The 24963-nt window shown below is 70.6% G+C and carries 20 protein-coding genes; 2 read left to right on the top strand and 18 right to left on the bottom strand.

Going from position 1 to position 24963, the window contains the following annotated elements:
- Positions 1 to 18 precede the first annotated feature (18 nt).
- The 10 genes from JW613_RS08480 to JW613_RS08525 form a co-directional block, all read right to left on the bottom strand.
- Complete coding sequence (locus JW613_RS08480) at positions 19 to 1365, bottom strand: family 43 glycosylhydrolase (protein ID WP_209210087.1); 1347 nt, start codon at positions 1363 to 1365, stop codon at positions 19 to 21.
- Between the two features lie 250 nt (positions 1366 to 1615).
- Positions 1616 to 2965 (bottom strand): cytochrome P450, encoded by a 1350-nt coding sequence (locus tag JW613_RS08485; protein ID WP_307865833.1) that lies wholly within the window; start codon positions 2963 to 2965, stop codon positions 1616 to 1618.
- 38 nt (positions 2966 to 3003) lie between these two features.
- On the bottom strand, positions 3004 to 4179 hold the full coding sequence (locus JW613_RS08490) for a selina-4(15),7(11)-diene synthase (protein WP_307865834.1): 1176 nt from the start codon (positions 4177 to 4179) through the stop codon (positions 3004 to 3006).
- A 364-nt stretch (positions 4180 to 4543) separates the two neighbouring features.
- Positions 4544 to 6031, bottom strand: a complete 1488-nt coding sequence (locus tag JW613_RS08495) for a cytochrome P450 (protein ID WP_372447926.1) — start codon at positions 6029 to 6031, stop codon at positions 4544 to 4546.
- A 44-nt stretch (positions 6032 to 6075) separates the two neighbouring features.
- Positions 6076 to 6696 (bottom strand): GTP-binding protein, encoded by a 621-nt coding sequence (locus JW613_RS08500; protein ID WP_209210088.1) that lies wholly within the window; start codon positions 6694 to 6696, stop codon positions 6076 to 6078.
- Entirely contained in the window at positions 6677 to 7024 is a 348-nt protein-coding gene (locus JW613_RS08505; RefSeq protein WP_209210089.1) for a DUF742 domain-containing protein, read from the bottom strand. The genes JW613_RS08500 and JW613_RS08505 overlap by 20 nt, the downstream gene beginning before the upstream one ends.
- Positions 7021 to 7425 (bottom strand): roadblock/LC7 domain-containing protein, encoded by a 405-nt coding sequence (locus tag JW613_RS08510; protein WP_180289847.1) that lies wholly within the window; start codon positions 7423 to 7425, stop codon positions 7021 to 7023. The genes JW613_RS08505 and JW613_RS08510 overlap by 4 nt, the downstream gene beginning before the upstream one ends.
- Before the next feature lie 3 nt (positions 7426 to 7428).
- On the bottom strand, positions 7429 to 8919 hold the full coding sequence (locus JW613_RS08515; protein WP_245225236.1) for a sensor histidine kinase: 1491 nt from the start codon (positions 8917 to 8919) through the stop codon (positions 7429 to 7431).
- A 757-nt stretch (positions 8920 to 9676) separates the two neighbouring features.
- The gene (locus tag JW613_RS36300) at positions 9677 to 12739 is read right to left on the bottom strand and encodes a helix-turn-helix transcriptional regulator (protein ID WP_307865835.1); all 3063 of its coding nucleotides are present in this window, start codon (positions 12737 to 12739) and stop codon (positions 9677 to 9679) included.
- 52 nt (positions 12740 to 12791) lie between these two features.
- Positions 12792 to 13052 carry a hypothetical protein gene (locus JW613_RS08525; protein WP_209210092.1) on the bottom strand — a complete coding sequence of 87 codons (261 nt, stop codon included), beginning with the start codon at positions 13050 to 13052 and terminating at the stop codon, positions 12792 to 12794.
- A gap of 198 nt (positions 13053 to 13250) precedes the next feature.
- Here JW613_RS08525 and argG point away from each other — a divergent pair, with 198 nt between their 5' ends.
- Positions 13251 to 14696, top strand: a complete 1446-nt coding sequence (gene argG, locus JW613_RS08530; RefSeq protein WP_099885922.1) for an argininosuccinate synthase — start codon at positions 13251 to 13253, stop codon at positions 14694 to 14696.
- Positions 14697 to 14720: 24 nt separating this feature from the next.
- Here the strand turns inward: argG and JW613_RS08535 are convergent, their stop codons facing one another.
- The 4 genes from JW613_RS08535 to JW613_RS08550 all read right to left on the bottom strand — a co-directional run bounded on the left by JW613_RS08535 (position 14721) and on the right by JW613_RS08550 (position 19401).
- On the bottom strand, positions 14721 to 15815 hold the full coding sequence (locus tag JW613_RS08535) for an NAD-dependent epimerase/dehydratase family protein (RefSeq protein ID WP_209210093.1): 1095 nt from the start codon (positions 15813 to 15815) through the stop codon (positions 14721 to 14723).
- A gap of 193 nt (positions 15816 to 16008) precedes the next feature.
- On the bottom strand, positions 16009 to 16410 hold the full coding sequence (locus JW613_RS08540; protein ID WP_209210094.1) for a hypothetical protein: 402 nt from the start codon (positions 16408 to 16410) through the stop codon (positions 16009 to 16011).
- The gene (gene ctaD / locus JW613_RS08545; protein WP_307865850.1) at positions 16400 to 18121 is read right to left on the bottom strand and encodes an aa3-type cytochrome oxidase subunit I; all 1722 of its coding nucleotides are present in this window, start codon (positions 18119 to 18121) and stop codon (positions 16400 to 16402) included. The genes JW613_RS08540 and ctaD overlap by 11 nt, the downstream gene beginning before the upstream one ends.
- A 539-nt stretch (positions 18122 to 18660) precedes the next feature.
- Positions 18661 to 19401, bottom strand: coding sequence for a TetR/AcrR family transcriptional regulator (locus JW613_RS08550; RefSeq protein ID WP_209210095.1), 741 nt, complete (start codon positions 19399 to 19401; stop codon positions 18661 to 18663).
- A 158-nt stretch (positions 19402 to 19559) separates the two neighbouring features.
- Here JW613_RS08550 and JW613_RS08555 point away from each other — a divergent pair, with 158 nt between their 5' ends.
- Entirely contained in the window at positions 19560 to 20513 is a 954-nt protein-coding gene (locus tag JW613_RS08555; RefSeq protein ID WP_209210096.1) for an NAD-dependent epimerase/dehydratase family protein, read from the top strand.
- 104 nt (positions 20514 to 20617) lie between these two features.
- Here JW613_RS08555 and JW613_RS08560 read toward each other — a convergent pair whose 3' ends face one another.
- Genes JW613_RS08560 through JW613_RS08575 form a run of 4 tightly spaced genes read right to left on the bottom strand, consistent with a single transcriptional unit; the run spans position 20618 to position 24910 of the window.
- Positions 20618 to 21568 carry a tocopherol cyclase family protein gene (locus JW613_RS08560; protein WP_209210097.1) on the bottom strand — a complete coding sequence of 317 codons (951 nt, stop codon included), beginning with the start codon at positions 21566 to 21568 and terminating at the stop codon, positions 20618 to 20620.
- 2 nt (positions 21569 to 21570) lie between these two features.
- Positions 21571 to 22722 carry a polyprenyl synthetase family protein gene (locus JW613_RS08565; protein ID WP_209210098.1) on the bottom strand — a complete coding sequence of 384 codons (1152 nt, stop codon included), beginning with the start codon at positions 22720 to 22722 and terminating at the stop codon, positions 21571 to 21573.
- Positions 22719 to 23828, bottom strand: coding sequence for a prenyltransferase (locus tag JW613_RS08570; RefSeq protein WP_307865836.1), 1110 nt, complete (start codon positions 23826 to 23828; stop codon positions 22719 to 22721). Before JW613_RS08570 ends, JW613_RS08565 begins: the two co-directional genes overlap by 4 nt.
- Positions 23825 to 24910, bottom strand: a complete 1086-nt coding sequence (locus tag JW613_RS08575; RefSeq protein WP_372447927.1) for a methyltransferase — start codon at positions 24908 to 24910, stop codon at positions 23825 to 23827. Before JW613_RS08575 ends, JW613_RS08570 begins: the two co-directional genes overlap by 4 nt.
- Positions 24911 to 24963 lie beyond the last annotated feature (53 nt).

Raw genomic sequence — 24963 nt, forward strand, 5'->3', positions numbered from 1 at the left:
GCGGGCGGTGTCGGAAGGTCAGTCACCGACGGTGCCGCGACCCCGGTCGCGGCGTCGGACGTACAGCCGGTTGCCCTGCGGCCCCGTCCACTCCAGCCGTACGACCCCGGGTACGGCGGCGTCGGCGAGGCGGGCGGGGTCCGACCAGTAGCCCACGTTCGGGTTGCGGAAGAACGTCGCCCACAGACGACCGCTCCCGTCCACGAAGAAGTTGTTGTGCCCGGCGCCCACACCCGCGGTCCACCGCTGGGAGTACGGGCCCTCGAAGGTGTCCGAGACGGCGACGACCGCGTCGTACTGGTACTGCACGCGGCCGGGGCCCGGAGGGTCGTAGGCGTAGCGGGTGCTGCCGTCCGGGTTCAGCGATGTCCGGTCCCACGCGGCGTGCACGAGGTAGTACTTGCCCTGGTACTTGAACACGTACGCGCCTTCGAGGTACGGCTCGGGTGAGTAGGGCGTCTGCCGGAACCTGGGGAGGTTCGTCGTCGGGACGATGTCCTCCATGTCGTCCCGGAACTTCGCGTACAGGTCGTTGTGCAGTACGAGCCAGGCGTCGTCGCCCTCGGTGTAGAGGCTCCCGTCGATGTGGTGGTAGGCGCCGGGCTCGATGAACTTCGGCCCGCCGATGAACGAGTCGCCGAAGGGCTTGTCGAGGTTGCCCTCGACGAGCCGGTACGGCCCCTCGATCCCGCCCTCGCTCACCAGCAGGAACGAGCCGACCTTCCGGGAGTGGTCGCCCATGCACGCGACGATGTACCACCTGCCGCGGAAGTGGTGCACCTCCGGCGCCCACGCCTGACCGCGCTTGCCGAACCGGTCGTCATGCCAGTACTCCTGCCACTGGGCGACGACAGTGCGTCCGGGCCGGTTCTCGCCGACGAACTCGGGCGACCACACCTTGCCCTTCTCGGCGTTCGGCCGGATGCCGGTCGTGTCGACGAGTCGCCACGGCCCGCGCAGCGACCGGGAGACCCACACGAAGATGCCGTCGTTCCAGGGGGCGGCAGCCTCCAGCCCGGGAACCCGGGTGGTGCCGGTGGCGACGTAGACCAAACGGCCGTCGACGACGAAGCAGTTGACGTAGGTGTCGCGCATCCACACCCGGCCGAGCTCCTCGTCACGGGGGCGCAGTTCGAGCGGAAGGATGAAGGAGTTGTCCTTGCGCGGCCACAGGTCCGCCCCGGTGTCCGCGAGACCGTACGGATCGAGCTCGGGTCGGTTCGACGGATACCGCCCGGTCGGTGCGGCGCCCCGCGCCGCCGCCTGTGCTGCGGTCGTGGGCAGCGCCGCCGCCGCTCCCAAGGAGCCGACGCCGACCAGCAAGGACCGTCTGTGGAGGTGTGTCCCTTTCTCGGAGCTGGTCATCAGTCACGTCCTTCTTCGTCGTCCGGGGCGCCGGCTCGCCGGCATCGGGTACCGGCGACGGAGGTGTTCGCGCCGCAGTTCGAGCATGCGAAGGGACGCTGATTTTCGTCAACACTGCGGAAAATTAATCCGGAGCGCCGAGCGGCTGGGGCGGCACCGGTCCGGGGCCCACCGCGTGCGCCGGAACAGCGGGCGTCGCCACCCGGCAAAGGTCCGCGCAACCTCCGCCGGGTGGCCCACCGTCACCCGATCAAGCCGCCGCCGTCCGCGGCACCGGCCGCATCGGCAGCCGGTCCGGGTGTGCCACGGCCGACGCCACCTCCCGCACGGAGTGGCCCGGCAGCGGCTCCAGCCGCCACCGGGCCAGCACGGTGGCCAGCGTGATGACGATCTCCGTCCAGGCGAAGCCGTCCCCGATGCACTTGCGGTTGCCCGAGCCGAACGGGATGTAGCTCTCACGGGGCCGGTCCTGACTGCGCTCCGGCAGCCAGCGGTCCGGATCGAAGCGCTCCGGGGCCTCGTAGAGCCGGGGATCCCGGTGCAGCGCGTAGAGGCTGAACGCGATCTCGGTGCCGACCGGCAGTTCGGTGCCGCCGAGTTCGACCGGGGTGGCCACCCGGCGCATCAGCAGCGGGACCGAGTGCATGCGGGAGACCTCGCGTACCACGCGGTCGGTGTACTTCAGTTTGGGCACGTCCTCGAAACTGATGGGACGGTCCCCGACGACGGACCGGATCTCGTCGAGCAGACGGTGCTCGACCTCGGGGTGGGCGGCCAGTTCGTGGAAGGTCCAGGAGAGGGTCGAGGCGGTGGTCTCCGTGCCGGCGAACAGAATGGCGACCAACTCGTCGCGCACCTCGCGGTCGGTGAGGGCTTCGCCCGTGTCGCTGTCGCGCGCGGCGAGCAGGAGCGAGAGCAGGTCGTTGACCTCGGAGTCGTCGTGCTCCCGGTACGCCGCGATGACATCGTCGATGACCTTGCGCAGACGGACGGCCGCCTGGTCGAACTTCCGGTTGGCCGGGATCGGCAGCCGGTCCAGCAGCTTCGGCGTCACCGTGCGGAACATCGCGGTCTTCAACAGGACCGGAACATCCCTGAGTACAGCCTCCACTGCGGGGCGGCTGATGTCCGTCGAGAACATGGTTGCGGCCAGGGTACTGACCGAGAACCTGGCCAGTTCCTCGTCGAGAGGGATGCTCCGGCCCGGGGTCCAGGCGTCGGCCATGGCCCTGGCTCGGTCGGCCATCACGCGCGCGTATTCGGCGATCCGCTCCCGGTGGAAAGCCGGCTGCATCAGCCGACGGTGCGGCCGGTGGATGTGCGCGGGGGCGGTTGGCAGCGAGTCTCCGATCAGAATGCGGGCCCGAGTGAAGAACCTGCCCTTCTCCATGTGCCGGGACTTGGTGACGAGCAGGTCGTGGGTGAGGTCGGCATTGGTGACGAAGTAGACCGGGAGGGTGCCGAGGTCCACCCTCACCAGGTCTCCGGTGGACGGCAGGGATTGCACGAAGTCGAGAGGTCGGTGCAGAAGGGGGATCGCATGGCCGACCAGGGGCAGCCTGCCGGGGGCCCGGGGTATTGCGCGCAACGCTGTGGTCACAGGGAGCTCCTCTTCACAACCTTCATGACTGCCGTTGCTCAGGCACAGGAACGGCGTCGGTGTCCGGCCGTCGCTACACGGCCCGAGCGGGGAAGGTGAGGAACCCCGACCGCCTGATCGCCGACCCGGAGCTCACCGCGTTGCGGGACACCGGGGGTCGGTTCGTCGGGGACGACGTCCCACCACCAGGCGATGGCCGGGATGTCCAGCGGCTCGGCGCTGTCGTCGGTGGGGGTGTCCCGGAACGTGGTGGGCAGCTCGGCCGGGTCGTCGGGGGTGGTGTACCGGCGCGAGGAGATGCCCCAGTCCTGTGCGGCGCGGATGAAGGAGCTGAGGCTTTCCAGATATCGGCGCAGCTGAGGGCTGCCGGAGGCGGCGAGGTGGTCGCGGGCCCGCAGGAAGAGGCACATCACCCGGTCGCGCTGGGCGACAGCTGTGTCGAGGGCCTCGGCAGGCGAGAGCCCGTGGTGGTGTTCCAGAACGCGCAGCACGTTGAGGTAGTACTGCTGCCCCCGGGATTCCTTGTGATGGGAGAAGAGGTCGTTGTCCCACGTGATGATGAAGTAGGCCATCTCGGCGGCAGCACGCACGGCCGTGCTGTCCCGTTCCTGCGGCTGGAGTTCGTAGCCGTAGCCCATCTCCAGCAGCGGCATGACGACGGACGTGGCCCCGTCGTACAGGCGCATCAGGGTGTAGTCGTTGAGGTCGGGGACCGTGCCCTTGCTGCGGTGCGACGCCTCCCAGGCCACCGACAGGAAGTACTCCCGCAGGGCGTCCACCCAGCGGGCGACCTGCCCCGGTGTCGCATGCTGGTCCATCCGGCGCCGCAGGTCCCGTAGCCCCGCGGCCAGGGAGTCCCCGGTGAGCATGGCTGCTTCCGGGTTCTGGGCTATGCGCAGCAGCCGGGACAGTTCGGGGATCAGCTCCTTGGGATCGGTGCCGAGTTCGCCCTCCTCGCAGTGGCCGTCGTCGACGCCGAAGAGCCACAGGATGAAGTCGCCGAGGAGCGAGACGACCTCCTCGTTGCCCTCCGGAAGGATGCGGGCGGCGAAGGTGCCGATGTCCTGACCGATCAGTTTCTCGCGGAGTTCACGCGAGCCGATGCCGAAGTTGTGTGCCCAGGCCGTGGTCTGTTGGTTGATCAGCTCGTGCCGGGAATGTATCGCGGAAGAAATCGGAGAATAGACGGGCGGGACCAGCACCCCGTGCTCCACTATCGATCACCTCAGTTGTCCTGCGGCTGTGCCGCTTTGGTGCCCGAACACTCAAGAAGGCCTGTCGACGGCGCGCCGTTGTCCGGTCGCGGCGCCGCGTTCACGACCAGCTCTCATGCCACGGCCCGCCCGGTGGGGCGGGCCGGTGGACGGCAGGGAGTGGTTGAACGCTGTGTGACCCTCCACGGCTCATATGTGTCCACAGCATCAGAAGGCTATTCGCGCCACAGCGTTCCCTGTTCCACCCGTGCGGCATATTCCTCGTGCAAGATGTGGCAATCCCGGCCGAAACCGGGACCTTTTCTCCATAGCCATACCAAGCGGTACGGCACGGCCCGGGCAGCCCGCAGCGTCCGGCACCCTCTCACCGACGAATCCGCAACCGATGTTTCATGGCCGCCCACCTGGAGTCGCGATCCAGGCGCGGAGTTGAGACGCGCTGCGGAACCACCCCGGTCTCCCGGGATGGTGCCTCCGGGAGCGGCTCGGCCTCCGGCAGCGGCAGTGGCTGCCTTGCCGAGGAGCCGGGCTCACCCGTACTCCGCCGCCCCACCCGGCGGGGCGGGGTGAACGTCGTGGGCAGGGACACCAGCCGCCGGGACATCAAAGCGTTGTCCCGGCGCAGGTCGGCTTCCGGGATGGCCAGTCGCAGGTCCGGCAGCCGGGACAGCAGTGTGTCGATCCCGGTGTCCGCGATGGCCCGGCCGAGGTCCCGGCCCGGACACTCGTGCGGCCCGGCGTTGAAGGCCAGATGGGAGCGGTTGCCGTGCAGAGGGACCGAGAGATTGGGTCGTACGGCCGGGTCGACGTTCCCCGCGGCGAGCCCGAGCACCAACATGTCGCCGGCCTTGATCTGCTGCCCGGCGAGCTGGGTGTCCCCCGTTGCCCAGCGGCCGATGGTCGTCGTCTGCGGAGGCTCGTCCCACAGCACCTGTTCCAGCGCGTCGGGCAGGGTCGTGTGTCCACCGGCAAGGGTCGCCCGGAACCGGCGGTCGGTGAGCAGCATCCGCAGCGTGTTGGAGATCAGGTTGACCGTGGGCTCGTTGGCCGCGACCAGCGTCAACCGCAAGTGCTCCCGCACTTCGTCGTCGGTCAGCCGGGCCGGGTGCTCGATCAGTTTGGAGCCGACGTCGTGCCCGGGAAACGCCCGCTTGCGCTCCACCAGCCGCTGCAGGGTCTCGGTGATGAAGTTGTTGCTCTCGACGGCGGTCTCGGTGCCCTGGATCATGTCCTTGGCGGCCTCGACCAGCTTGGGCCCGTACTCCTCCTCCATGCCGAACAGCTGGGTGATGACGCGCAGGGGAAGCTGGTCGGCGAACTGCTTGACCAGATCGGCCTGTCCGGCGTCCTGGAACCCGTCGATGAGCTGGTGCGTGAAGCGGATGACGTAGCGCCGGATGCCGCGCGACTCGAACCGGGACAGGCTGTCGGTGAGGGCCTGACGCAGCCGCCGATGCTCCGTGCCGTCCACGAACACGCACAGCGGCTGCCACATGGTCAGCGGCGCCAGCGGATGGTCCGGCCCGATCCGGCCCTCCCGCATGGCGTGCCAGTGGCGCGAGTCCCGGGAGAACAGCGAGGGCGTGCGTGCCACCTCCAGGTTCTCCCGATGGCCGAGCACCAGCCAGGCCTGTACATCACCCGGCAGCAGCACAGGGGCCACCGGCCCGTGCTCCGCCCGCAGTTTCTCGTACAAGGCCATCGGGTCCGCGTCGGCCTCCGGGCCGAAGAGGGAGCGCAGACCGATCGTGCCGCTTCCCGCACCCCCCGCGTGCGCGGGGCAGCCCGGCGGCGGGGAGGGGGCAGCGGCGGCGGGGATCCCGTCGCCGGGCTCCGGATGCGGGGACGGCACGTCCGGCTCTCCGGGCTGGTACAGCGGATCGGGGGGTTGCGGGGTCACGTCGCCTCCGAAGTCATGGCGAGGGAATACAGGTACCGCATCAGCGCCAGCAGAACGCCCTTGCTGGACTCCCGGCTCCGGGCGTCACACACCAGGAGCGGCACGTCGTCGGTCAGGTCCAACGCCTCGCGCAGCTCCTCGTCGGAGTAGGACGGCGCCTCGTCGAACGCGTTGACCGCCACCACGAAAGGCGTCTGCGACTCCTCCAGCCGGCCGAGTACGTCGAAGCTCGCCTCCAACCGGCGGGTGTCGACGAGCACCACCGCGCCCAACGCGCCCTCGAACAGGCCGTTCCACAGGAACCAGAAGCGCTGCTGCCCGGGGGTGCCGAAGACGTAGAGGACCAGCTCGTCGTCGATGCTGATGCGGCCGAAGTCCATGGCCACGGTCGTCATGCTCTTGCGCTCGATGCCTTCGAGGTCGTCGACGCTGACACTGGCCTGCGTCATCGTCTCCTCGGTCGTCAGCGGGCGTATCTCGCTCACCGAGCGGACCAGGGTCGTCTTGCCGACGCCGAAACCGCCCACAATGACGATCTTGACCGCGGAGGTGGCCGACGACGGCAGCGTGTCTTCGCTCCGAGGTCCCGCCACCGTCTCAAAGGTTCTGGAGACCATGGATCACCGCCTTGATGATGTCGATGTCGGGAAGGGACGGGGCGGGTGCCCTGGCTTCCACGCGTTCTTCGGCCAAGAGATCAGCGAGCAGCACGGTGACGATGCTCACCGGCAGTTTCAGATGCGCCGAGATCTCCACGACGGACAGCGGGGACTCGCACACCCGCAGGATGGACTCGTGCTCCGGCTGCATGCCGATCTGAGGTGCGCTGCGGGCGACGATCAACGTGACCAGATCGAGTCCGGCCTCCTCGGGCCCGCTGCGCCCGCCCGTAAGGATGTACAGCCGCTCCGGGGTGCCCTCGTCCCACTCGTCATCCGGCGTCATCGCGCCAACCGGTCGCCGCGTGGCGGGCTCGTGAGGTGGGCGCCGATACGGGTGACGAGGTCCCGCATGTGCTGCCCCACCAGGCCCATGTCGACCCCTTCGTCGACCAGCACGACCAGGTGGGCCCCCTCGCCCGCCGCCATCAGGTGCAGAAAGCCGCCGTCCACCTCGATGACGACCATCCGCATCCGGCCACTGCTGTGCGGGAACTCCTCGGCAGCCGCCCTGGCCAGGGACTGGAGACCCGCCCCGATCGCCGCCAACCGGTCGGAGGTGTCTATTTCCGCGGGGCACTGGGCCATGCACAAACCGTCCGACGACAGAAGGACGACATGGCGAGTCTGCGGGACGCTCTCCGCCAAGTCCTTGAGCATCCAGTCCATGTCGGGCTGCCGAACCATCGCTTACTCACCTTCATTCGACGACTTGTCGCTGTGTCCCTGGGCGGCAGCCGTTGCCGATCGCTTGCCGGACAGGCCTTCCTGGAAGGCGCCCATCCACATCCCGGGCGCGGGATTCTCCGGCTCCGCGGCGTCCCGCTCGGCCTGCTCCGGGGCGGAAGCGCCGCTCACCGGGCGGGCGCCGGCCCGACCGCGGCGGCTGCGGCGCTGCGGCAATCCGCTGGCCGTGCGCTCGACGACCTCCGGCGTCTCCTCGTCCATCGGCTCCTGCTCCCCGCGGCCGGAGGCCGACGGCACGCGCTTCGTGGCCGCCGGCGCCGAAGGGGCGGATCGACCCGAAGGACGCTGCCCGGATGCGGCACCGATGCCGTGGGCACGCCCGCTCGCGGGCGCTGTCGTGATCAGTTCGTGCGGGACGACGAGGACCGCGCGTACGCCCCCGTAGGCGGACGGCGCCAGCGAGACCTGGAAGTCGTACTCCTGGGCCAGCCGCCCCACCACCGTCAGACCGAGGCGCGGAGCCTCGCCGAGGTCGTCCAGGTCGATGCCCTCACGGGCGGTCTCGAGCATGTGCTCGGCCCGGGCCCGCGCCTCCTCGCTCAGCCCGAAGCCGCCGTCCTCGATCTCCACGGCGATACCCGCGTGCACTTCGCTCGCCGTCAGATGGACCCGGGTCTGCGGCGGCGAGTAGGAGGTGGCGTTGTCCAGCAGTTCCGCGAGTGCGTGGATCAACGGCTCCACGGCGCGGCCGACGACGGCCACCTCGGCGACCGAGTGCAGGGAGACCCGCTGGTAGTCGGCGATGCGCGACATGGCGCCGCGCAGCACGCTGTAGATCGGGACGGCCTGGCTCCACTGCCGACCGGGCCGGGCACCGCCGAGCACCGCGATGGTGTCGGCGAGTCGGCTGATCAGGGCGTTGGAGTGGTCCAGGCGCAGCAGGTCCGCGAAGAACTCCCCGCTTCCGCCGTGCCGCTCCTCCATCTCCCGCAGGTCGGTGGCCTGGCGGTGCACGATGGCCTGGACGCGGCGGGCGATGTTGACGACACCGCGTTGCGCGGAGTCGCGGAGGGACTCCTCGGCCCGCACCGCCTCGACGACGGAGCGCAGCAGCTCATGGTGGGCCGCCTCGAACTCGGCCCCGAGACCGGAGGCCGGTCCGGTGGACGCCAGGGAACTGACGACGTTCTCCGCGAACTCGCCTCTGCGCAGCCGCTCCACCGCCTCCGGCAGCCGCTCCTTGGCCAACTGCACGGTCGCGGCCTCCTGCTGGCGCAGATGGCGCTGAAGTGTCTCCTGGTGCTCCGCGTACTGGGCCCGCAATATCGCCAGCGCCCGGCTCCGACGGAGGAGTTCTCCCGCGGTGAGAGCCACCGCGGCGGTGCCCACGACTCCGCACCCGATGACCGCCGCGCGTGCCTGATCGGGCACCTGGATCGCCGCGACGGTCGTGGCGACGGCCATGGCGAGTGTGGGCAGCCACCAGATCCACATCGGGGCGGACCGTTGACCTCCGGGCGACGATCCCGTGCGCATCATCAGCGTCCTCAAATCGTTCGACAGACTGAGCAAAGAGGCGATGGGGGGAGCATCGAGTCCACCTCCGGCCCTCCGCACGGCTCCCCCGACGTTCGGGGAACCGCAACAGGACAAGACGTGGCCGGGGAACTCGGTGAGACTCCGTCATGCCGAGGCTGATGCAGCATAACCAGAAACGATCAACGCCGAACAAGCGAGGCACCGTTCGGCCGGTCGAGCCCCTTCGCGGACCGCGCCGCCAGGAGATCGTCGGCCCACCACGGCGCGGAGGACGGGGGGCCGATCACACGGCGCCCTCCCGGCAGGGCCCGCCGCTACGCCGAGGGGCAGCGCGTCCGCAACTCGGGGACGGCGGCGGCACGCGTGCGCCTCATCCGTCGCGGCGTCCGAGGAACACGGAACAGCGTGTGTACCTGCGCCGGTTGAGGCTGTGTGCCGGATGCAAGGGCGTCGTGTCGTTCGAGGCGTCGTCTTGTCCGCCGGGACGCGCCTCGGTCCCGATAGTGATCGATGATCCGATACGATCCTCCTCATGCCCTACATGTTCGTCCGTCTCCGGACTGACTGAGCCGGTTGCCGCCGCAGTCGCTCAGCGGCGGGCGCCGGTGAGCGACCCGCAGAAGGCCGTCGCGTCCCGTAGCACGCCAACTGGGGGTGTCACTCGGCCCTGTTCGTCGGCGCTGTCCTCCCGTCGAGCGGTTCAGGTGGAGCGTCACTCGTCGAAGAGGCCCAGCTGGTGCGCGATGGCCGCGGCCTGCCCTCGGCCTGAGGCGCCCAGCTTGGCCAGGATGTTGGAGACGTGCACGCTCGCCGTCTTCGGCGAGATGAACAGCTCCTCCGCGAGCTGCCGGTTGCTCCGCCCGGCGGCGACCAGCCGCAGCACCTCCCGCTCCCGGGCGGTCAGCCCCAAAGCCGTCGCCGGCGTGGGGGGCGGGGCCGTCTCCCCGTCGGCCTGCGGCAGCGGGATCCGCGCCCGGCCGGCCAGCGTGGTGATCTCCATCCGGAGCGGCGCCGCCCCCATCTCTCCCGCCGCCGCCTCAGCCTGCCGCAGCAGCTCTCCGGCCGCTCGGCGGGACCCGGCGCCGCCGCGGGTGATCAGGACCTCCGCCAGCCGCAGCCGGGCGGTGGCCAGCAGCGGCGGGGCCTCCAGCCGCTCGACGGCGGCAACGGCCTCCGTCCAGCAAGCGGTGGCGTCCCGGCCCTCGGCGGTGAGCAGTTCGGCCTCGGTCATCCGGGCCTGCGCGGCCCACACCGGGGCGAACTCGGGCTGGCCCTTCATCGCCTTGCGGATCCGGTCCACCGCCGCCGCGCGCCCCGGCTCGGCCACCGCGCGCCCGCGGGCCCGCGCCTCCGCCGCCGCTGCCTCGTACAGCAGCGGCCAGCCGTAGCGCTGGTGGCTGGGGGCGATGGCCTCGCCGACCGCCGCGTCGAGCAGGGAGCGGACGTCGAGGATCCGGCCGTCGGCGGCCGCGAGCACGATGGCGATCCGGGCCGTGGCCAGGGTGTGCTGCGGCTCCGGGTAGGGGCCGGTGGTCCAGCTGTCGGACTCCTCCAACCGTTGCCGGGCTTCGTCGTACGCGCCCTGGGCCAGGGCCAGTTCGGCCCGCTGCCCGGCGATCTGCCCCCGGACGCGGACGCTCACCCCGCGGCGGCCGAGGGCCCGGAGGAGCACCTCGTCGGCGTCGGCCCAGCGGCCGAGTTGGGTGAGGGACTCGGCGAGGTTGCAGTCGATGAACGAAGCGGTGTCCGGCAGCCCGTGCCGGTCGGCCAGTCCGCTGCCTTGTTCGGCGACCTCGACCGCCTCGGCGTAGCGGCCGATGCCGTGCAGCGCCGTGGACAGGTTGCCGTAGCCGCGCAGCAGGACGTTGGCGTTGCCCGGCTCCAGCTCCCGGGCGCACACCTCGCGGGCCTGCGCGAGGCCGGCCTCGACATCGCCCGAGTCGATGATCAGCCAGGCCAGGGTGTGCTGCGCGGCAAGGCCGGTGGTCTCGGCTCCCGTCAACCGGCACAGCTCCACCGCCTGCTTCGCGGTCTCGATCGCCGTCGGCCCTGGCTGGTGCACGGCGTACCAGTGCGCCGCGTGCGTGAGCACATCGGCGTGTACGACGGACGGCGGCAGGCCCTTCACCAGCTCCTGGGCGTGGGCGATCTCGTCCCAGCCGTCGGATCGGGACAGGTCGCGCGTCAACTGGTAGCGCTCGGTCCAGAACCAGGCCGCCCTGATGGGGTCTCCGTCGCCCGGTGGGGTACCCCCTGCTCGACCGGAGCCGAGAGCTCGGGAGGTGGGGGAGGGGACGCCCTCCAATGCGCGCAGCGCCCGGTTGCAGAGGGCGAGCGCCCGCTCCCGCTCTCCGGTGAGGCGCGCGGCGACGGTGAGTGCGGCGAGCAGGTCCACGAAGTCTCCCGGCATGTCCGGGTAGATGGCCGGACACAGGCCGTCGTCGACACCTTGCCGCATCGCCCGGCGGCGCAGCGCCTCGGAGGTGTCGTCCCACAGTTCCAGCGCCCGTTCCAGCAGATGGTGCTGCTCGGCGAAGGCGTGCCGGCCGCGGGCGGCGGCCGCCGCGGCGATCAGGGCGGGCAGCGCCTTGGCGGGGTCGCGGGCGTCGAACCAGTAGCCGGCCAGCCGTCCGGCCCGCTCCTCGGATCGTACGAGCGTGGGATCGGCCTCCAGCGCCTCGGCGTAGCGGCGACTGAGCCGGGAGCGCTCGCCGGGCAACAGGTCGCCGACCACGGCCTCGCGCATCAGGGCGTGCCGGAAACGGAAGGACTCGCCCCCGTCGGAGGGCTGCAGGACGGCGGCGCCGACAGCGGTGCGCAGCGCCTCGATCAGCTCGTCCTCGGCGAGACCCGTGACGGCGGCCAGCAGCCGGAACTCCACCTCCGAGCCGCCCTCGGCGGCGATCCGCACCACGCGCTGCACCTGGTCCGGCAGTGCCTCGACCCGGACCAGCAGAAGGTCGCGGAGGGAGTCGCGGATGGCGCCCGGGGAGCCTGCGAGGATGCTGCGGGCCAGCTCCTCGACGAAGAACGCATTTCCCTCGGAGCGGTCGAAGACCCGGTCCAGCACCTGTTCGGGCGGGGCCCCGCCGTGGATGGCGGCGAGCTGGCGGCGGACCTCGTCCCGGTCGAAGCGGGGCAGTTCGAGGCGGGTGACGGTGCGCAGCCGCTCGTACTCGGCGAGGGCGGGGCGGAGGGGGTGGCGGCGGTGCAGGTCGTCGGCGCGGTAGGTGGCGAGGATGAGCAGGCGGCTGTCGGTGAGGGCGCGCAGCAGATAGCTGAGCAGCTCGCGGGTGGAACGGTCGGCCCAGTGCAGGTCCTCCAGGGCCAGGACGAGGGTCCGGTCCGCCGCGAGGCGTTCGAGCAGGCGGACGGTGAGCTCGAAGAGCCGGGCGCGGCCGTCGGATTCGGAGCGGCCCTGGTCCATCTCGCCGAGTTCGGGCAGCAGTCGGGCGAGCTCGCCCTCCTGGCCGGCGACGGCGGCGAGGAGCTCCGCGCCGAGCTGGCGGCGCAGGGAGCGCAGGGCGGCCGAGACGGGGTGGTACGGCAGGGCGTCGGCGCCGGTTTCGACGCAGCCGCCGAGAGCGACCACGGCCCCGCCCGCGGCGGCCCGGCCGAGGAACTCCTGAATCAGCCGGGTCTTGCCGACGCCGGCCTCACCGCCCACGAACAGGGCTCGGGGCTCCCCGGCCTCCGCCCGGGACAGGGCCTCACCGAGGGCGGTCAGTTCGGCGCTGCGGCCCACGAAAACGGGGCTTGTGTGACTGCTGTGCACGGTGCCGAGCATCCCATGTCGTAGGGCCCGGCCAAGCGACGCCCTCGCTCCGTCACGCGACACGGAAGAAGAGCTTGCGGCTGCCGGTACCGAGGGTGCTGTCGGCGCCGTTACGGGCCGCCTTGTTGGCCTGCTGGGCCTCGCGGACCAGGCGGCGCTGCGCCGCCCGGGTGAGGAGGGCGGCCTGGCGGGCGGCCTGGAACTCGTGGTGCATCATGACGGTCTCCTTGGACGGGCTGGTCTCCTGCTGTGCTTCCAGCGTCGTGTCCGAGGTGGGGGCGCCACATGGGGAAGTCTGCGCATCTTGTGGCACCGGGGGTTCCTTAGGCCCGGGGTGCGGAGGCCTTATCGCCGACCGGGCTGCAAGTCGCGTCGTCCCCTCGTGCTCCCTCAGTTACTCAGGGTGTCGGGGGCGCCGGTGAGCGTGAGGGAGTGTTCACCGTGTGCTTCCGTATCCCCGAAAGGGGGGCCACCCTTTGCATGAGCATGCGTGATTATGCATAATCTTCCTATGTCTAAGGTCCTCACCTCCCTTCCCGCCGGCGAGCGCGTCGGCATCGCCTTCTCGGGCGGCCTCGACACCTCCGTCGCGGTCGCGTGGATGCGCGACAAGGGCGCCGTTCCGTGCACCTACACCGCCGACATCGGCCAGTACGACGAGCCCGACATCGCCTCGGTGCCCGGCCGTGCGAAGACCTACGGCGCCGAGATCTCGCGCCTGGTCGACTGCCGTGCGGCGCTGGTCGAGGAGGGCCTGGCCGCACTCACCTGCGGGGCGTTCCACATCCGCTCCGGCGGGCGCGCCTACTTCAACACCACACCCCTCGGCCGCGCCGTCACCGGCACCCTGCTGGTCCGGGCGATGCTCGAGGACGACGTGCAGATCTGGGGCGACGGCTCCACCTTCAAGGGCAACGACATCGAGCGGTTCTACCGCTACGGACTGCTCGCCAACCCGAACCTGCGGATCTACAAGCCCTGGCTGGACGCGAACTTCGTGACCGAACTGGGCGGCCGCAAGGAGATGTCGGAGTGGCTGCTCGCCCACGACCTGCCCTACCGCGACAGCACGGAGAAGGCCTACTCCACCGACGCCAACATCTGGGGCGCCACCCACGAGGCCAAGACCCTGGAGCACCTGGACACCGGGGTGGAGACCGTGGAGCCGATCATGGGTGTGCGGTTCTGGGACCCCGAGGTCGAGATCGCCACCGAGGATGTGACGATCGGCTTCGACCAGGGCCGTCCGGTGACGATCAACGGCAAGGAGTTCGCCTCCGCTGTCGACCTGGTGATGGAGGCGAACGCCGTCGGCGGGCGGCACGGCATGGGCATGTCGGACCAGATCGAGAACCGGATCATCGAGGCCAAGAGCCGCGGGATCTACGAGGCGCCGGGCATGGCCCTGCTCCACGCGGCGTACGAGCGGCTGGTCAACGCCATCCACAACGAGGACACCCTCGCCCAGTACCACAACGAGGGTCGGCGCCTGGGGCGGCTGATGTACGAGGGCCGCTGGCTGGACCCGCAGGCGCTGATGGTGCGCGAGTCGCTGCAGCGCTGGGTCGGCGCGGCCGTCACCGGCGAGGTGACGCTGCGGCTGCGGCGCGGTGAGGACTACTCGATCCTCGACACCACGGGGCCGGCGTTCAGCTACCACCCGGACAAGCTGTCGATGGAGCGTACCGAGGACTCGGCGTTCGGTCCGGTGGACCGGATCGGCCAGCTCACCATGCGCAACCTCGACATCGCCGACTCCCGCGCCAAGCTGGAGCAGTACGCCGGGCTCGGCCTGATCGGCACCTCCACCCCCGCCATCGGCGCCGCCCAGGCGGCCGCGACCGGGCTGATCGGCACCCTGCCCGAGGGCGGTGCCGAGGCCATCGCCTCGCGCGGCGAGGTCTTCGGCGACGACGAGCTGCTGGATCGCGCCGCGATGGAGTCCGGCACGGACTGACCAGCCCCGTCGGCCGGCCCGGTGCTAAGGGCGCCGGCCGACGCCCGTGGCCAGTTCGCGGGCCCGGCCGCCGGGCAGGCGCGAGGCCAAGGGGGCGGTGTCCGCGCCGGCTACCTGATACAGCCCGCGCACGAATTCGTCGACGGCCTCGGTCGCACTGCGGCCGGGGCTCCACTCCAGTTCGGTGCGCGCCCGGGTGGTGTCCAGCAGCGGCAGCCGCAGCACCGCGTCGAACAGGTCGGGGGAGGCCGGTACGAGGCGCAGGCGCCAGGCCGCGGCCAAGGCACTGCGCAGCGGTCGCAGGGGGAGCCGCATCGTGCGTGCCCCGAGGAGCCCGGCGAGCTGTGCGGAGTCGATGACCGGGGCGGCGGCCAGGTTGAAGGCACCCCGCACCGGGCGCAGGACGGCGCGGCGGTAGGCGTCGGCTGCGTCGTCGGTGTGCAGGGCCTGGAACCGCAGTCCCGGGATGTCGGGGACGGCCGGGAGCAGCGCGGGCCGCGCCAGTCGCTGGGGCACCAGCGGGCCGGCGAAGAGCCGCCGCTGCTCGGAGGCCGATTCCCGTTTGAAGAGGAATCCGGGGCGCATCCGCACCACCCGGACGTCGGGGTTGCGCTCCTCGAAGGCGTCGAGGACCCGCTCCAGATAGGCCTTCTCCCGGCAGTAGGCGGCCCGGGGCCAGCCGTGGGTGGGCCACGACTCGTCCACGTACTCCTCCTTCGGGCCGGCGGAGTACGCGCCCACGGAGGAGGCGTGGACGAGGGCGGGGACGCCGCTGCGCGCGACGGCGTCGAAGACCCGCACACTGCCGTCCACGTTGGTCCGCCAGGTGGTGACCGGATCGTGCGTGGGCTGGAAGAGCCAGGCCAGGTGGACCACCGCGTCCGCGCCCTGGAAATGTGGCGCCAGATCGGTCCGGGGGTCCCCGATGTCCACACAGGACCATTCCGCCTTGGCCACCGACAGCCTGCACGACCGCCGGGCCAGCCCGAGGACGGAGCCGACGCGCTCGTCCTCGCTGAGCGCCCGGACGACGCTCGTGCCCACGTTGCCGGTGGCGCCGACGACGACCACCCGCAGCCCCGAGCGGTGACCGTCCGTGCCCTCGCGGTCTCCCGCCATGACAGCTCCTTCCCGGACCCTGCCCACGCTGCTGGAGCGCAGCACGGGGCCCACCTCTCCACGACCCTCGGTTGCCGGGGACGCCCGGCTCAAACGCCCCGGTGCGCACCGTTCACCTCCGGGGGCACCTCCTGTCCCGGCGGCAGCCGATCCCTCAGTGCCGGACCGCCCCTCCGCTGCGGGAGCGGAGGCGTCACGTCAGGAGCGTCAGGCTGAGCAGGCAGAGCGCGAAGGTCAGCGCGATGATCAGCACGCTGACGGTCAGGCACATACGGCGCCGCAGCGCCTCATAGGCGGTCGCGACCTCCGCCGCGCGCTGCTCAAGTGCTGTCTCGATCAGTTTCTGCGTCTGCCGGGCAAGGGCCTTTCGATCGCGCACATAGAGACGGATGACCTGTTTGCGCTGCGCCGACGTCAGCCAGGGGAGTTCCGCCGCGAAACAGGCGGCGTCGTGCTGGGCGTTGTGTGTTTCGGTCTGCCGCAGCAGATAGCTCTCCAACTCCGCGACCCCGCGTGCGGCCTCGTCCCGCTCGCCCGCACGCGGTGCCGGGCGCGCCTCGGACGAGGGTGGTCCGCCGCCGTGCTCACTGGTCATCCGACCTCCCCAGGGGCGGAGCCACACCCTTTCCCGTCTCCACGACGTCGCGGCGATCGATGTTCTCCACCTGGTCGATCTCGGAGATTTCGGGGTGGTGGAGATCGAAGGCCGGGGATTCGGAGCGGACCCGGGGCATGGTGACGAAGTTGTGCCGGGGCGGTGGGCAGGAGGTGGCCCACTCCAAGGACCGACCGTAGCCCCAGGGGTCGTCGACGGTGACCTTCTCGCCGTATTTGGCGGTCTTCCAGATGTTGTAGAGGAACGGAAGGGTGGACAGCCCCAGGAGAAGGGCGCCGATGCTGGAGACGGTGTTGAGAGCGGTGAAGCCGTCGGCGGACAGATAGTCGGCGTATCTGCGCGGCATGCCTTCGGCGCCGAGCCAGTGCTGGACCAGGAAGGTCGTGTGGAAGCCGGTGAAAAGGGTCCAGAAGTGGATCTTTCCGAGGCGTTCGTCGAGCATACGGCCGGTGAATTTGGGCCACCAGAAGTGGAACCCGCCGAACATGGCGAACACCACCGTCCCGAAGAGGACGTAGTGGAAGTGGGCCACGACGAAGTAGCTGTCGGTCACATGGAAATCGAGCGGCGGGGAGGCCAGCAGCACCCCGGTCAGCCCGCCGAACAAGAAGGTGACCAGAAAGCCCAGGGACCACAGCATCGGGGTCTCGAAGGAGAGTGAACTCTTCCACATGGTGCCGATCCAGTTGAAGAACTTCACCCCGGTGGGCACCGCGATCAGGAAGGACATGAAGGAGAAGAAGGGCAGGAGGACCGCCCCGGTGGGAAACATGTGGTGCGCCCAGACGGTGACCGACAGGCCGGCGATGGCGATGGTGGCCCCGATGAGACCGACATAGCCGAAGATCGGCTTACGGGCGAAGACCGGAATGATCTCGGTGATCACGCCGAAGAACGGCAGAGCGACGATGTAGACCTCCGGGTGACCGAAGAACCAGAACAGGTGCTGCCACAGCAGCGGTCCTCCGTTGGCGGCGTCGTAGACATGGGCGCCGAACTTCCGGTCGGCCTCCAGAGCGAAGAGGGACGCGGCGAGCACGGGGAAGGCCATGATGACCAGCACACTGGTCAGCAGCACGTTCCAGGTGAAGATCGGCATGCGGAACATCGTCATACCCGGGGCCCGCATGCACACGATGGTGGTCATGAAGTTGACGGCACCCAGGATCGTGCCGAATCCGGACAGGGCCAGCCCCATCACCCACAGATCGCTCCCCAGATAGGGCGAGCGCACTTCGGTCGACAGCGGCGTGTAGGCGAACCAGCCGAAGTCCGCCGCGCCCTGCGGGGTGAGGAATCCCGCCACGGCGATGAGCGAGCCGAACAGGAAGAGCCAGTAGGAAAGCATGTTGAGCCGGGGGAAGGCCACATCCGGGGAGCCGATCTGCAACGGCATGATCGCGTTGGCGAAACCGGCGAACAGCGGGGTGGCGAACATCAGCATCATGATCGTGCCGTGCATGGTGAACGCCTGGTTGTACTGCTCGTTCGACAGCAACTGCAGACCGGGACGTGCCAGTTCGATCCGCATGCCGAGGGCGAGAAGGCCGCCCAGCAGAAAGAAGACGAAGGCCGTGCACATGTACAGCGAGCCGATCTTCTTGTGATCGGTGGTGGTCATCCAGGCCACGACGATCGATCCGCGTTTGTGTCCGGCCCGCCCCGTGTTCCCGGACGACTCCTCGTCCACGGGCTGGTCAGTCGTTACCGCCACCTTGTGCCCTTTCTCCTGTCCGGCTGCCGCACAGCCGTCACCTGTGTGCCCTGCGATCCGCCACGTCGATACCGGGGAGGCGCAAGGGGCACCACAGTCAACGGCGCACAAAGGTCAGTAGACACGAAGAAAACGGTCTTAACGGGATCATTCCCCTCATGGCGGATGAGTGGTTCGACGTGCCGGGCGCCAGGTGCGAACCACACGTAGCCGCTGCTGAGCCGTTCGAGTGCACACCCTCGGTGTGGGCTGCGGCCTTGCGGCTGCTGTGGTTGTGATACTGGTCGAAGAGGTCTGGGTCCGCAGACTCGGGGAGCAACCGCGGACCCGGCCCCTCGGCTCCCCCTACCGATCCACCGGCGTGCCGACTTGCCGATCCGCCAGGGATGGGAGGTCAACAGTGCCCCATGGCGCCGTTGCTCGTCGTCGTTGCCGCGGCGGAGAGCGTTCGCGACCTCTTCTCCTCGCCGCAGCAGGTGATCGACACGACCAGTGTGGACGGGGTTGCTCCGCTCTCAGCCCGTCGCCCGCTCCGGCCAGTCGTCCGGGAGGCGGAACGCCGCCGCGAGGGTGCTCATCTGGCAGGTGAGCAGTGTCCGTGCCCGGTGGCCCATCCCGGCGTACTGTCCGGAGACTTCGAGGCTGACCGTGCCGTGCAGCTGGGACCAGGCGAGGACCGCACCGGCCAGGGCGGTCGCGGCGCGGTCGTCCTCCGGTTCCAGCCCGGTGTACTCGCGCAGCCAGGCGGCGGCCGCCTCGTCCTCCTGCGCCCAGGCGGCCAGCTCGGCGACCAGGGGGCGCACTTCCTCGTCGGGCTCGCCGGTGGCGAAGACCTGGAGGAAGGGGCCCAGGACCGCGCGGGCCCGGGCTGTCGTGTCGGCCGGAGCCGAGTAGCCGGGCAGTGGGCTGCCCTGGATCAGCAGATAGCGGTGCGGCTGGGCCGCGGCCCAGCCGAGGTAGGCGTCCGCGAGGAGTCGCAGGCTCGTCCGGGGGCTGGGGGGCAGTTGGTCGCCGACGCTGCCGACCGCTGTGGCGGCGTCGTCATAGGCGTCCTGGATGAGGCTGCTGAGCAGGTCGTCGCGGTTGGCGAAGTAGCGGTACAGCGCGGGCCCGGAGAGGCCGACCTCCCGGGCGATCCGGGTGAGCGCCACCGCCCCCGCACCGCCTTCGGCGAGTTGCCGCAGGGCGATGGCCTTGATCTCGGCGCGGGTCTGTTCGCGGTAGCGGTCCCGGGGGCTGGTGCGCGCAGCGGTCATGGGTTCCCCCTGTGGAGTAGGTCGTCGCAAACACTACCGGCTGCCTTCGATTGCGAGGGGTACTCGCGTGAGTTACAGTCTCTAACTCAAGATATTCCTTGTAACCAGCCAGGTGAGGGGTGGCCGATCTCCGGCTGCCCACGGAGGAGAGCGAGATCATGACCACGAACACGGATCTGCACGTCGTTCTGGGCTCCGGCCCCGCAGGCACCGCGCTCGCCGCGGAACTGGCCCGTCGTGGCCACCAGGTCCGGCTGGTCAGCCGGTCGGGAGAGGGCGAGGCCATCGACGGTGTCCGGCGGGCGAGGGGAGACGTGGGCACCGTCGCCGGAGCGCTGGAGGCGATCCACGGCGCCGCCGTCGTCCACCACTGCGTCAATGTCGCCTACCACCTCCAGGTCGAGGCGATGCCGACGATCCAGCGGGCGATACTGCAGGCCGTGGAGACCACCGGCGCCCGCCTCGTCGTACTGGACACCCTCTACCCGTACGGCGAAACACACGGCGAGGTCATGACCGAGGCCACCCCTTGGCGGGCCACCGGCGCCAAGGGCAGGATGCGGGCCGAGCTGGACCGCGCCTATCTGGACGCCCACCGGGCAGGCAGGGTGCGGGTGACTCTGGGACGCTCGGCCGACTTCGTGGGCCCCGGCGTGCTCAACTCGACGCTGGGCGCGGGCGTCTTCCCCGGCGCACTGACCGGCGGAGAGGTGGTCGCCCTGGGGAACATCGACCTGCCGCACAGCTACACCGGCATCACCGATGTCGCGTCCGGACTGGCCACCTTGGGCGAGCACCCCGAAGCCGACGGTCGCGTCTGGCATCTGCCGACCGCCCCCGCGGAAACCACCCGCCAGGTGCACCGGATGATCGAGGAGCGGGTCGGCAGACCCCTTGAGACGGTCGTCCTCGAGCGCATCCGGCCCTTCGGCCCGTTCGACCAGGTCTTCGTGGACTCCTACGCCGAGCTGTTCTACCAGCACACCGAACCGCAGGTCATGGACTCCTCGGACTTCGAGGAGACCTTCGGCGTCCGGCCAACCCCGCTGGGGCGCACCCTGGACGCGACGCTCGACTGGTACCGCACCCGGCTCGCCGCGCCCTCGCGCTGACCTCCACTCCACCCACCCTGCTGGACGATGGCGCAACAGCGTCCCGCCGCCGCCTCAACCCCGCGACGAAGCCACACACATCCGGGTCCGGAGGGACGGCCCTCTCATGGGGACCGGGGCGCCGGGCCGGTCTCCAGCCCGGCGAGGCGGGAGGTGCCCGCATACAGCGGCCGGCCGGCGCGGTCGATCTCCAACCGGATCTCACCCGCCAAGTGCTGCTCGGAGAAGCCCAGGTGGTGGGGGATCAGAGTGGGAATGGGCAGCCGCAGCGGTGGACCTCCCGCGCCCTCGCCGGTGAGGCGTACCCGGTAGCGCGGGCCGGCGGCCGTGAGCCACCAGCGGTCGGCCCGGGCACTGCCGCGGACGATCGCCGCGGGGGGAAACAGCTCGATGCGCCGGTCGCCCAGGCCCAGGACCAGGCCCCCGACGGGCACCGTGGCGCGGCCCCTCCCCAGCAGTCCGCCGGCGAAGGCCACCCGGACGTCGGGGCGGTCGAAGCCGTGGGCCTGGCCCCACCACCAGGCGGGAGGAAAGCCGCGCCCCCACGACTTCTCCGCGTACACCTGGCACCCCGTCAGGTCCCAGTGCTCGTCCCCGAGCCGCGCCGCACCCTCGACCCGGCCGTCGAAGAGATAGGGGTGCCAGTAGTGGTTGAGTCCCGGAACCAACGAGAAGACACTCGCGGCGGGCAGGACGGTACGACGCCGTGCGGGCGGAAGGACGCTCACCTCGAGGTCCACGTCCGCAAGGGAGACCCGCAACCGGTTCTGGGCGAAGGTCAGTGCGGGAGTGGCGTGTACGGCGAAGCGGTCGCTGTCCGCCCGCGCGCCGTCCAGCGTCGTCGACCGTACGAGCGAGAGGGGACTCGCGGCCACCACCACGGTCCCCCAGGGGCGGCCGGGTCGGTGGTTGACGCCGCAGGCCACCAGCAGCACCCGGCTCCGGGCGGTATCGGTGAACCGCCACAGGTAGCCCTCCATCGGTGACCGGTGCGAGGGCAGCGGATCGCCCCAGGGCAGGTCGGCACCTGTCCTCCGCCACCAGTGACGCAGCATCCCTAGGAGCTCCGCCGTGTCAGATAGGTGGCCATGGCGGCGAACCGGCGACGCGTGCGTTCGGACATCGGCACCGTCGCCAGCATCCGAAGGGCCAGCGCCGTCTGGTGTTCCGCCTCCCGCCGGGTGGCCTCCTCGCCGCCGGCCTCGCCGATCAGCCCCAGGAGCTCGGGCACCACCTGCGGGGTGAGCGGGCTGTCCTTGCGGCCGAGGAGTTCCCGCAGTCGCGCAGCCGCGGGTGTGTCGGCGGAGAGCGCGAGGAGCACCGGAATGGTCTTCCGCGCCAGCAGCAGGTCGTTGCCCACGGGTTTGCCCGTACACCGCCGATCGCCCCACAGGCCGAGGATGTCGTCGGCGCACTGGAACGCCACGCCCAGATGGCGGCCGAACGCGGCGAACCGTGCCACCTGCCGCGGCCGGCCGCCCGCGAGCAGGGCGCCCAGCGCCGTCGCACAGGCCAGCAGCGCTCCCGTCTTGCCCTTGGCGGCGGCCCGGTACTCGGCCACGGAGACCGCCGACGGGCCGGCCCAGGGCCGCTGGACGAAGCTGAGGTCCCGCACCTGCCCGTACATGGTCGCGATGAGGGCGTGGTTGAGCAGCGCGGCTGCCGTGCCCGAGCGCTCGTCGAGCGGCCTCAGCAGGGCGTCCATGGCCAGTACGTGGAGGCCGTCCCCCGCCAGCAGCGCCGGGCCGACGCCGAACCGCTTCCACAGCGCGGGCCTGCCGCGGCGGGTGGCGTCCCCGTCGGTGATGTCGTCGTGCACCAGCGTGAAGTTGTGCACCAGTTCGACAGCGACGGCTCCGGGGATCGCGCGCTCGCTCGGCGCGCCCAGCGCCTCGGCGGCGAGATACACCAGGGCGGGCCGCACCGCCTTCCCACTGTCCGGCTCCGGCGTCGACGCGGTGTCCGGGGCCCCGTCTGCACGCTCCCCCGGAGCACCCGGGAGGTCGTCATCCGGCCGGTGAGGGACGTCGTCTTCCGCGCCGCTGGGCGACCGGTGCCATCCGAAGTGGTAGGCGCCGGCCGGAGCCAGCGGACCGGGCAGGCGGCTGACGGCCTTGAGAAGTGCCGGCTGCGTCCGTCGGCGGGCGTGCTCGCACAGCTGCTGGGCGACCTGGATGTCGGCGGGAGTCATTCCTGCCACGGAGGTCATGCCCGTTCCGCCTGCCCTTCGACCGGCGCCGGCTCCGCGGGCCGCGTCCGCGTCCCGTCCGCCGCCGTCGGACGCCGGGAGACCAGTGCGGTACGCGTCAGCCACCCCGCGAACACGACCGTGGTGCCCACGGCGATGACGATCCACGGGGTCGGCGCCGGTGTGCCCCGAAGCGCGAGATCGACCAGCAGCGCGATCATGGTTCCGCACGTGGTCAGCGGCAACTGCATGGACGCCCAGAAGGTGACGCCGTCGGCCTTGCGCGGCTCCGCCATCGCCCCGTTGAGCAGCCCCCGGAGCACATGGAGTCCGGCCGGAGCACAGGCCAGCTGAGCGACCGCCACCAGGAACGGCAGCTCTCCCGCCGCGGCCAGCGCCAGCACCCCGGCGTACAGCACGCCCTGGCCGCAGGCGTACAGGCGGGCCACTCTGACGGGGCCGAGAGCTGCGGCGAGAGTGTTCTTGCCGACGAGCCGGTCGCCCTCCATGTCGGCGAAGTTCATGATCAGGCAGCGGAGCACCTGCAGCACACAGACGACGGCGGTGCACCACAGCAGCAGCGCCGAGAGCCCGCCCGGCTGCAGCAGCGCGGCCAGCAGCGGCCCCATGCCGTACAGCACGGTCGCACACGTCACCTCCCCGAGCGCGCGGTAGTTCAGCCGGAGCGGCGGCGCCGTGTAGAACCACGCCAGGGCCATCAGCGCGACGGCGAGCAGCCGGGTGGGCAGTGTCGGCATCGCGGCAGTGAGCGCGATGCCGACGAAGAGGGCCACGAAGGCGGAGGCGAGGCTCACCGTGGGGCTGAGCAGTCCGTCCACCAGGGTGCGGCTGCCACCGGTCCACGAGGTGGGGGAGGGGTTGGCCCGGTCGGCCTCCAGGTCGAAGTACTCGTTGCAAAAGTGCGTCATCAGGTGCGTCGACCAGGCGAAGCCCAAGGTGAGCAGATACCAGGGGAGTGAGAAGGCCCCACCCGTGTGGACGGCGAGGGTGACACCGAACCCGGTGACCATCATGCTCTGGAACAGGAACTTGACGCGCGCCAGCTTCAAAAAGGCGGTCAGCGTCCCGGACGCCGTGGCCCCGCTGGTCGGCCGAGGCGGACTCACGCTGCCTCTTTGGTGGCGACGATGATCCCGTGCGGGGTCCAGCCGGGCACGGGATGACGCTCGACGGCGGTGAATCCGGCGTCCCGCAGACACCGCTCGTGCACCCGCCAGGGGTAGATCATGCCGCCTTCGGCAGGCAGCGCGGCGAAGTAGACGCTGTCCAGCGCGGCGACGAGTGGACCGTCCCCCTCGTCGTTCGACATGGAGTTGAAGATCACCACACGGCCGCCCGGTTCGAGGGCGCTGTATGCCTTGCGCAGCAGCGCCGTGTTCTGCTCCGGTGTCCAGATGACGAGCTGATGGGCGAACAGCACACAGTCCATACCGGTGGGGAAGGGATCGGCGAACATGTCGCCGGGCTGCACGCCGACCCGGTCCGAGAGCCCGGCCCGGGCGATGCGGGCAGCTGTCATCTCGGCCGATGACGGGATCTCCAGCACGGTGATCTGCAGGGCGGGATTGTGCCGGGCCAGCGCGAGGGCGTTGACCGCGTCACCGCCGCCGCAGTCCAGCAGCCGATGGGCGTTCCCCAGGTCCAGCGTGTGCACAAGGTGGCTGTTGGCCAACTCGGACCAGGACTTCATATAGCGGTAGAAGACCGACTCCAGCCGCGGATTGCCGCTCAGTCGCTGGTAGAGGTCGGGCTCGTCCCCGGGGATGCGGCGCAGTCCCACATTGCTGTTCCGCTGCAGCGATTCGGTGAAGTCGGCCTGCCCCTCGTAGACGACGTGCTGCTCGAAGGCGACCGTGTCCTTGATGTTCTGCCAGGTGCCGCCGGCCCGCAGCGATGCCACCAGGTCGGCGACACGGTAGTGGCCGCCCTCCTTGACCGTCAGCCCGAGCGCGGTGCACCCCAGCAGCAGCACCGCGCAGGCCCGCTCCTCCAGTTCGAGCCGGGTGCGGATCTCCTCTTCCGGCAGGGGCCCCCGTTCCGCCAACAGGTCGAGCACTCCCAGCTCGCAGGCGGCGTTCAGATACTGGAAGGCGGCGTGGCCGAACAGGATGAACGACAGGCGGTCCATGGTCAGCGGGGGCACCGACGGGGCGGCGACCTGGCCCACATCGCTCGGCCGCGTGGTCATCGAGGAGGTCACGTGGAATCCTTCTTCTCAGGGCTCAATGCTCAGGATCATGG

The sequence above is a fragment of the Streptomyces smyrnaeus genome, from assembly GCF_017676345.1.
Taxonomy (GTDB): domain Bacteria; phylum Actinomycetota; class Actinomycetes; order Streptomycetales; family Streptomycetaceae; genus Streptomyces; species Streptomyces smyrnaeus.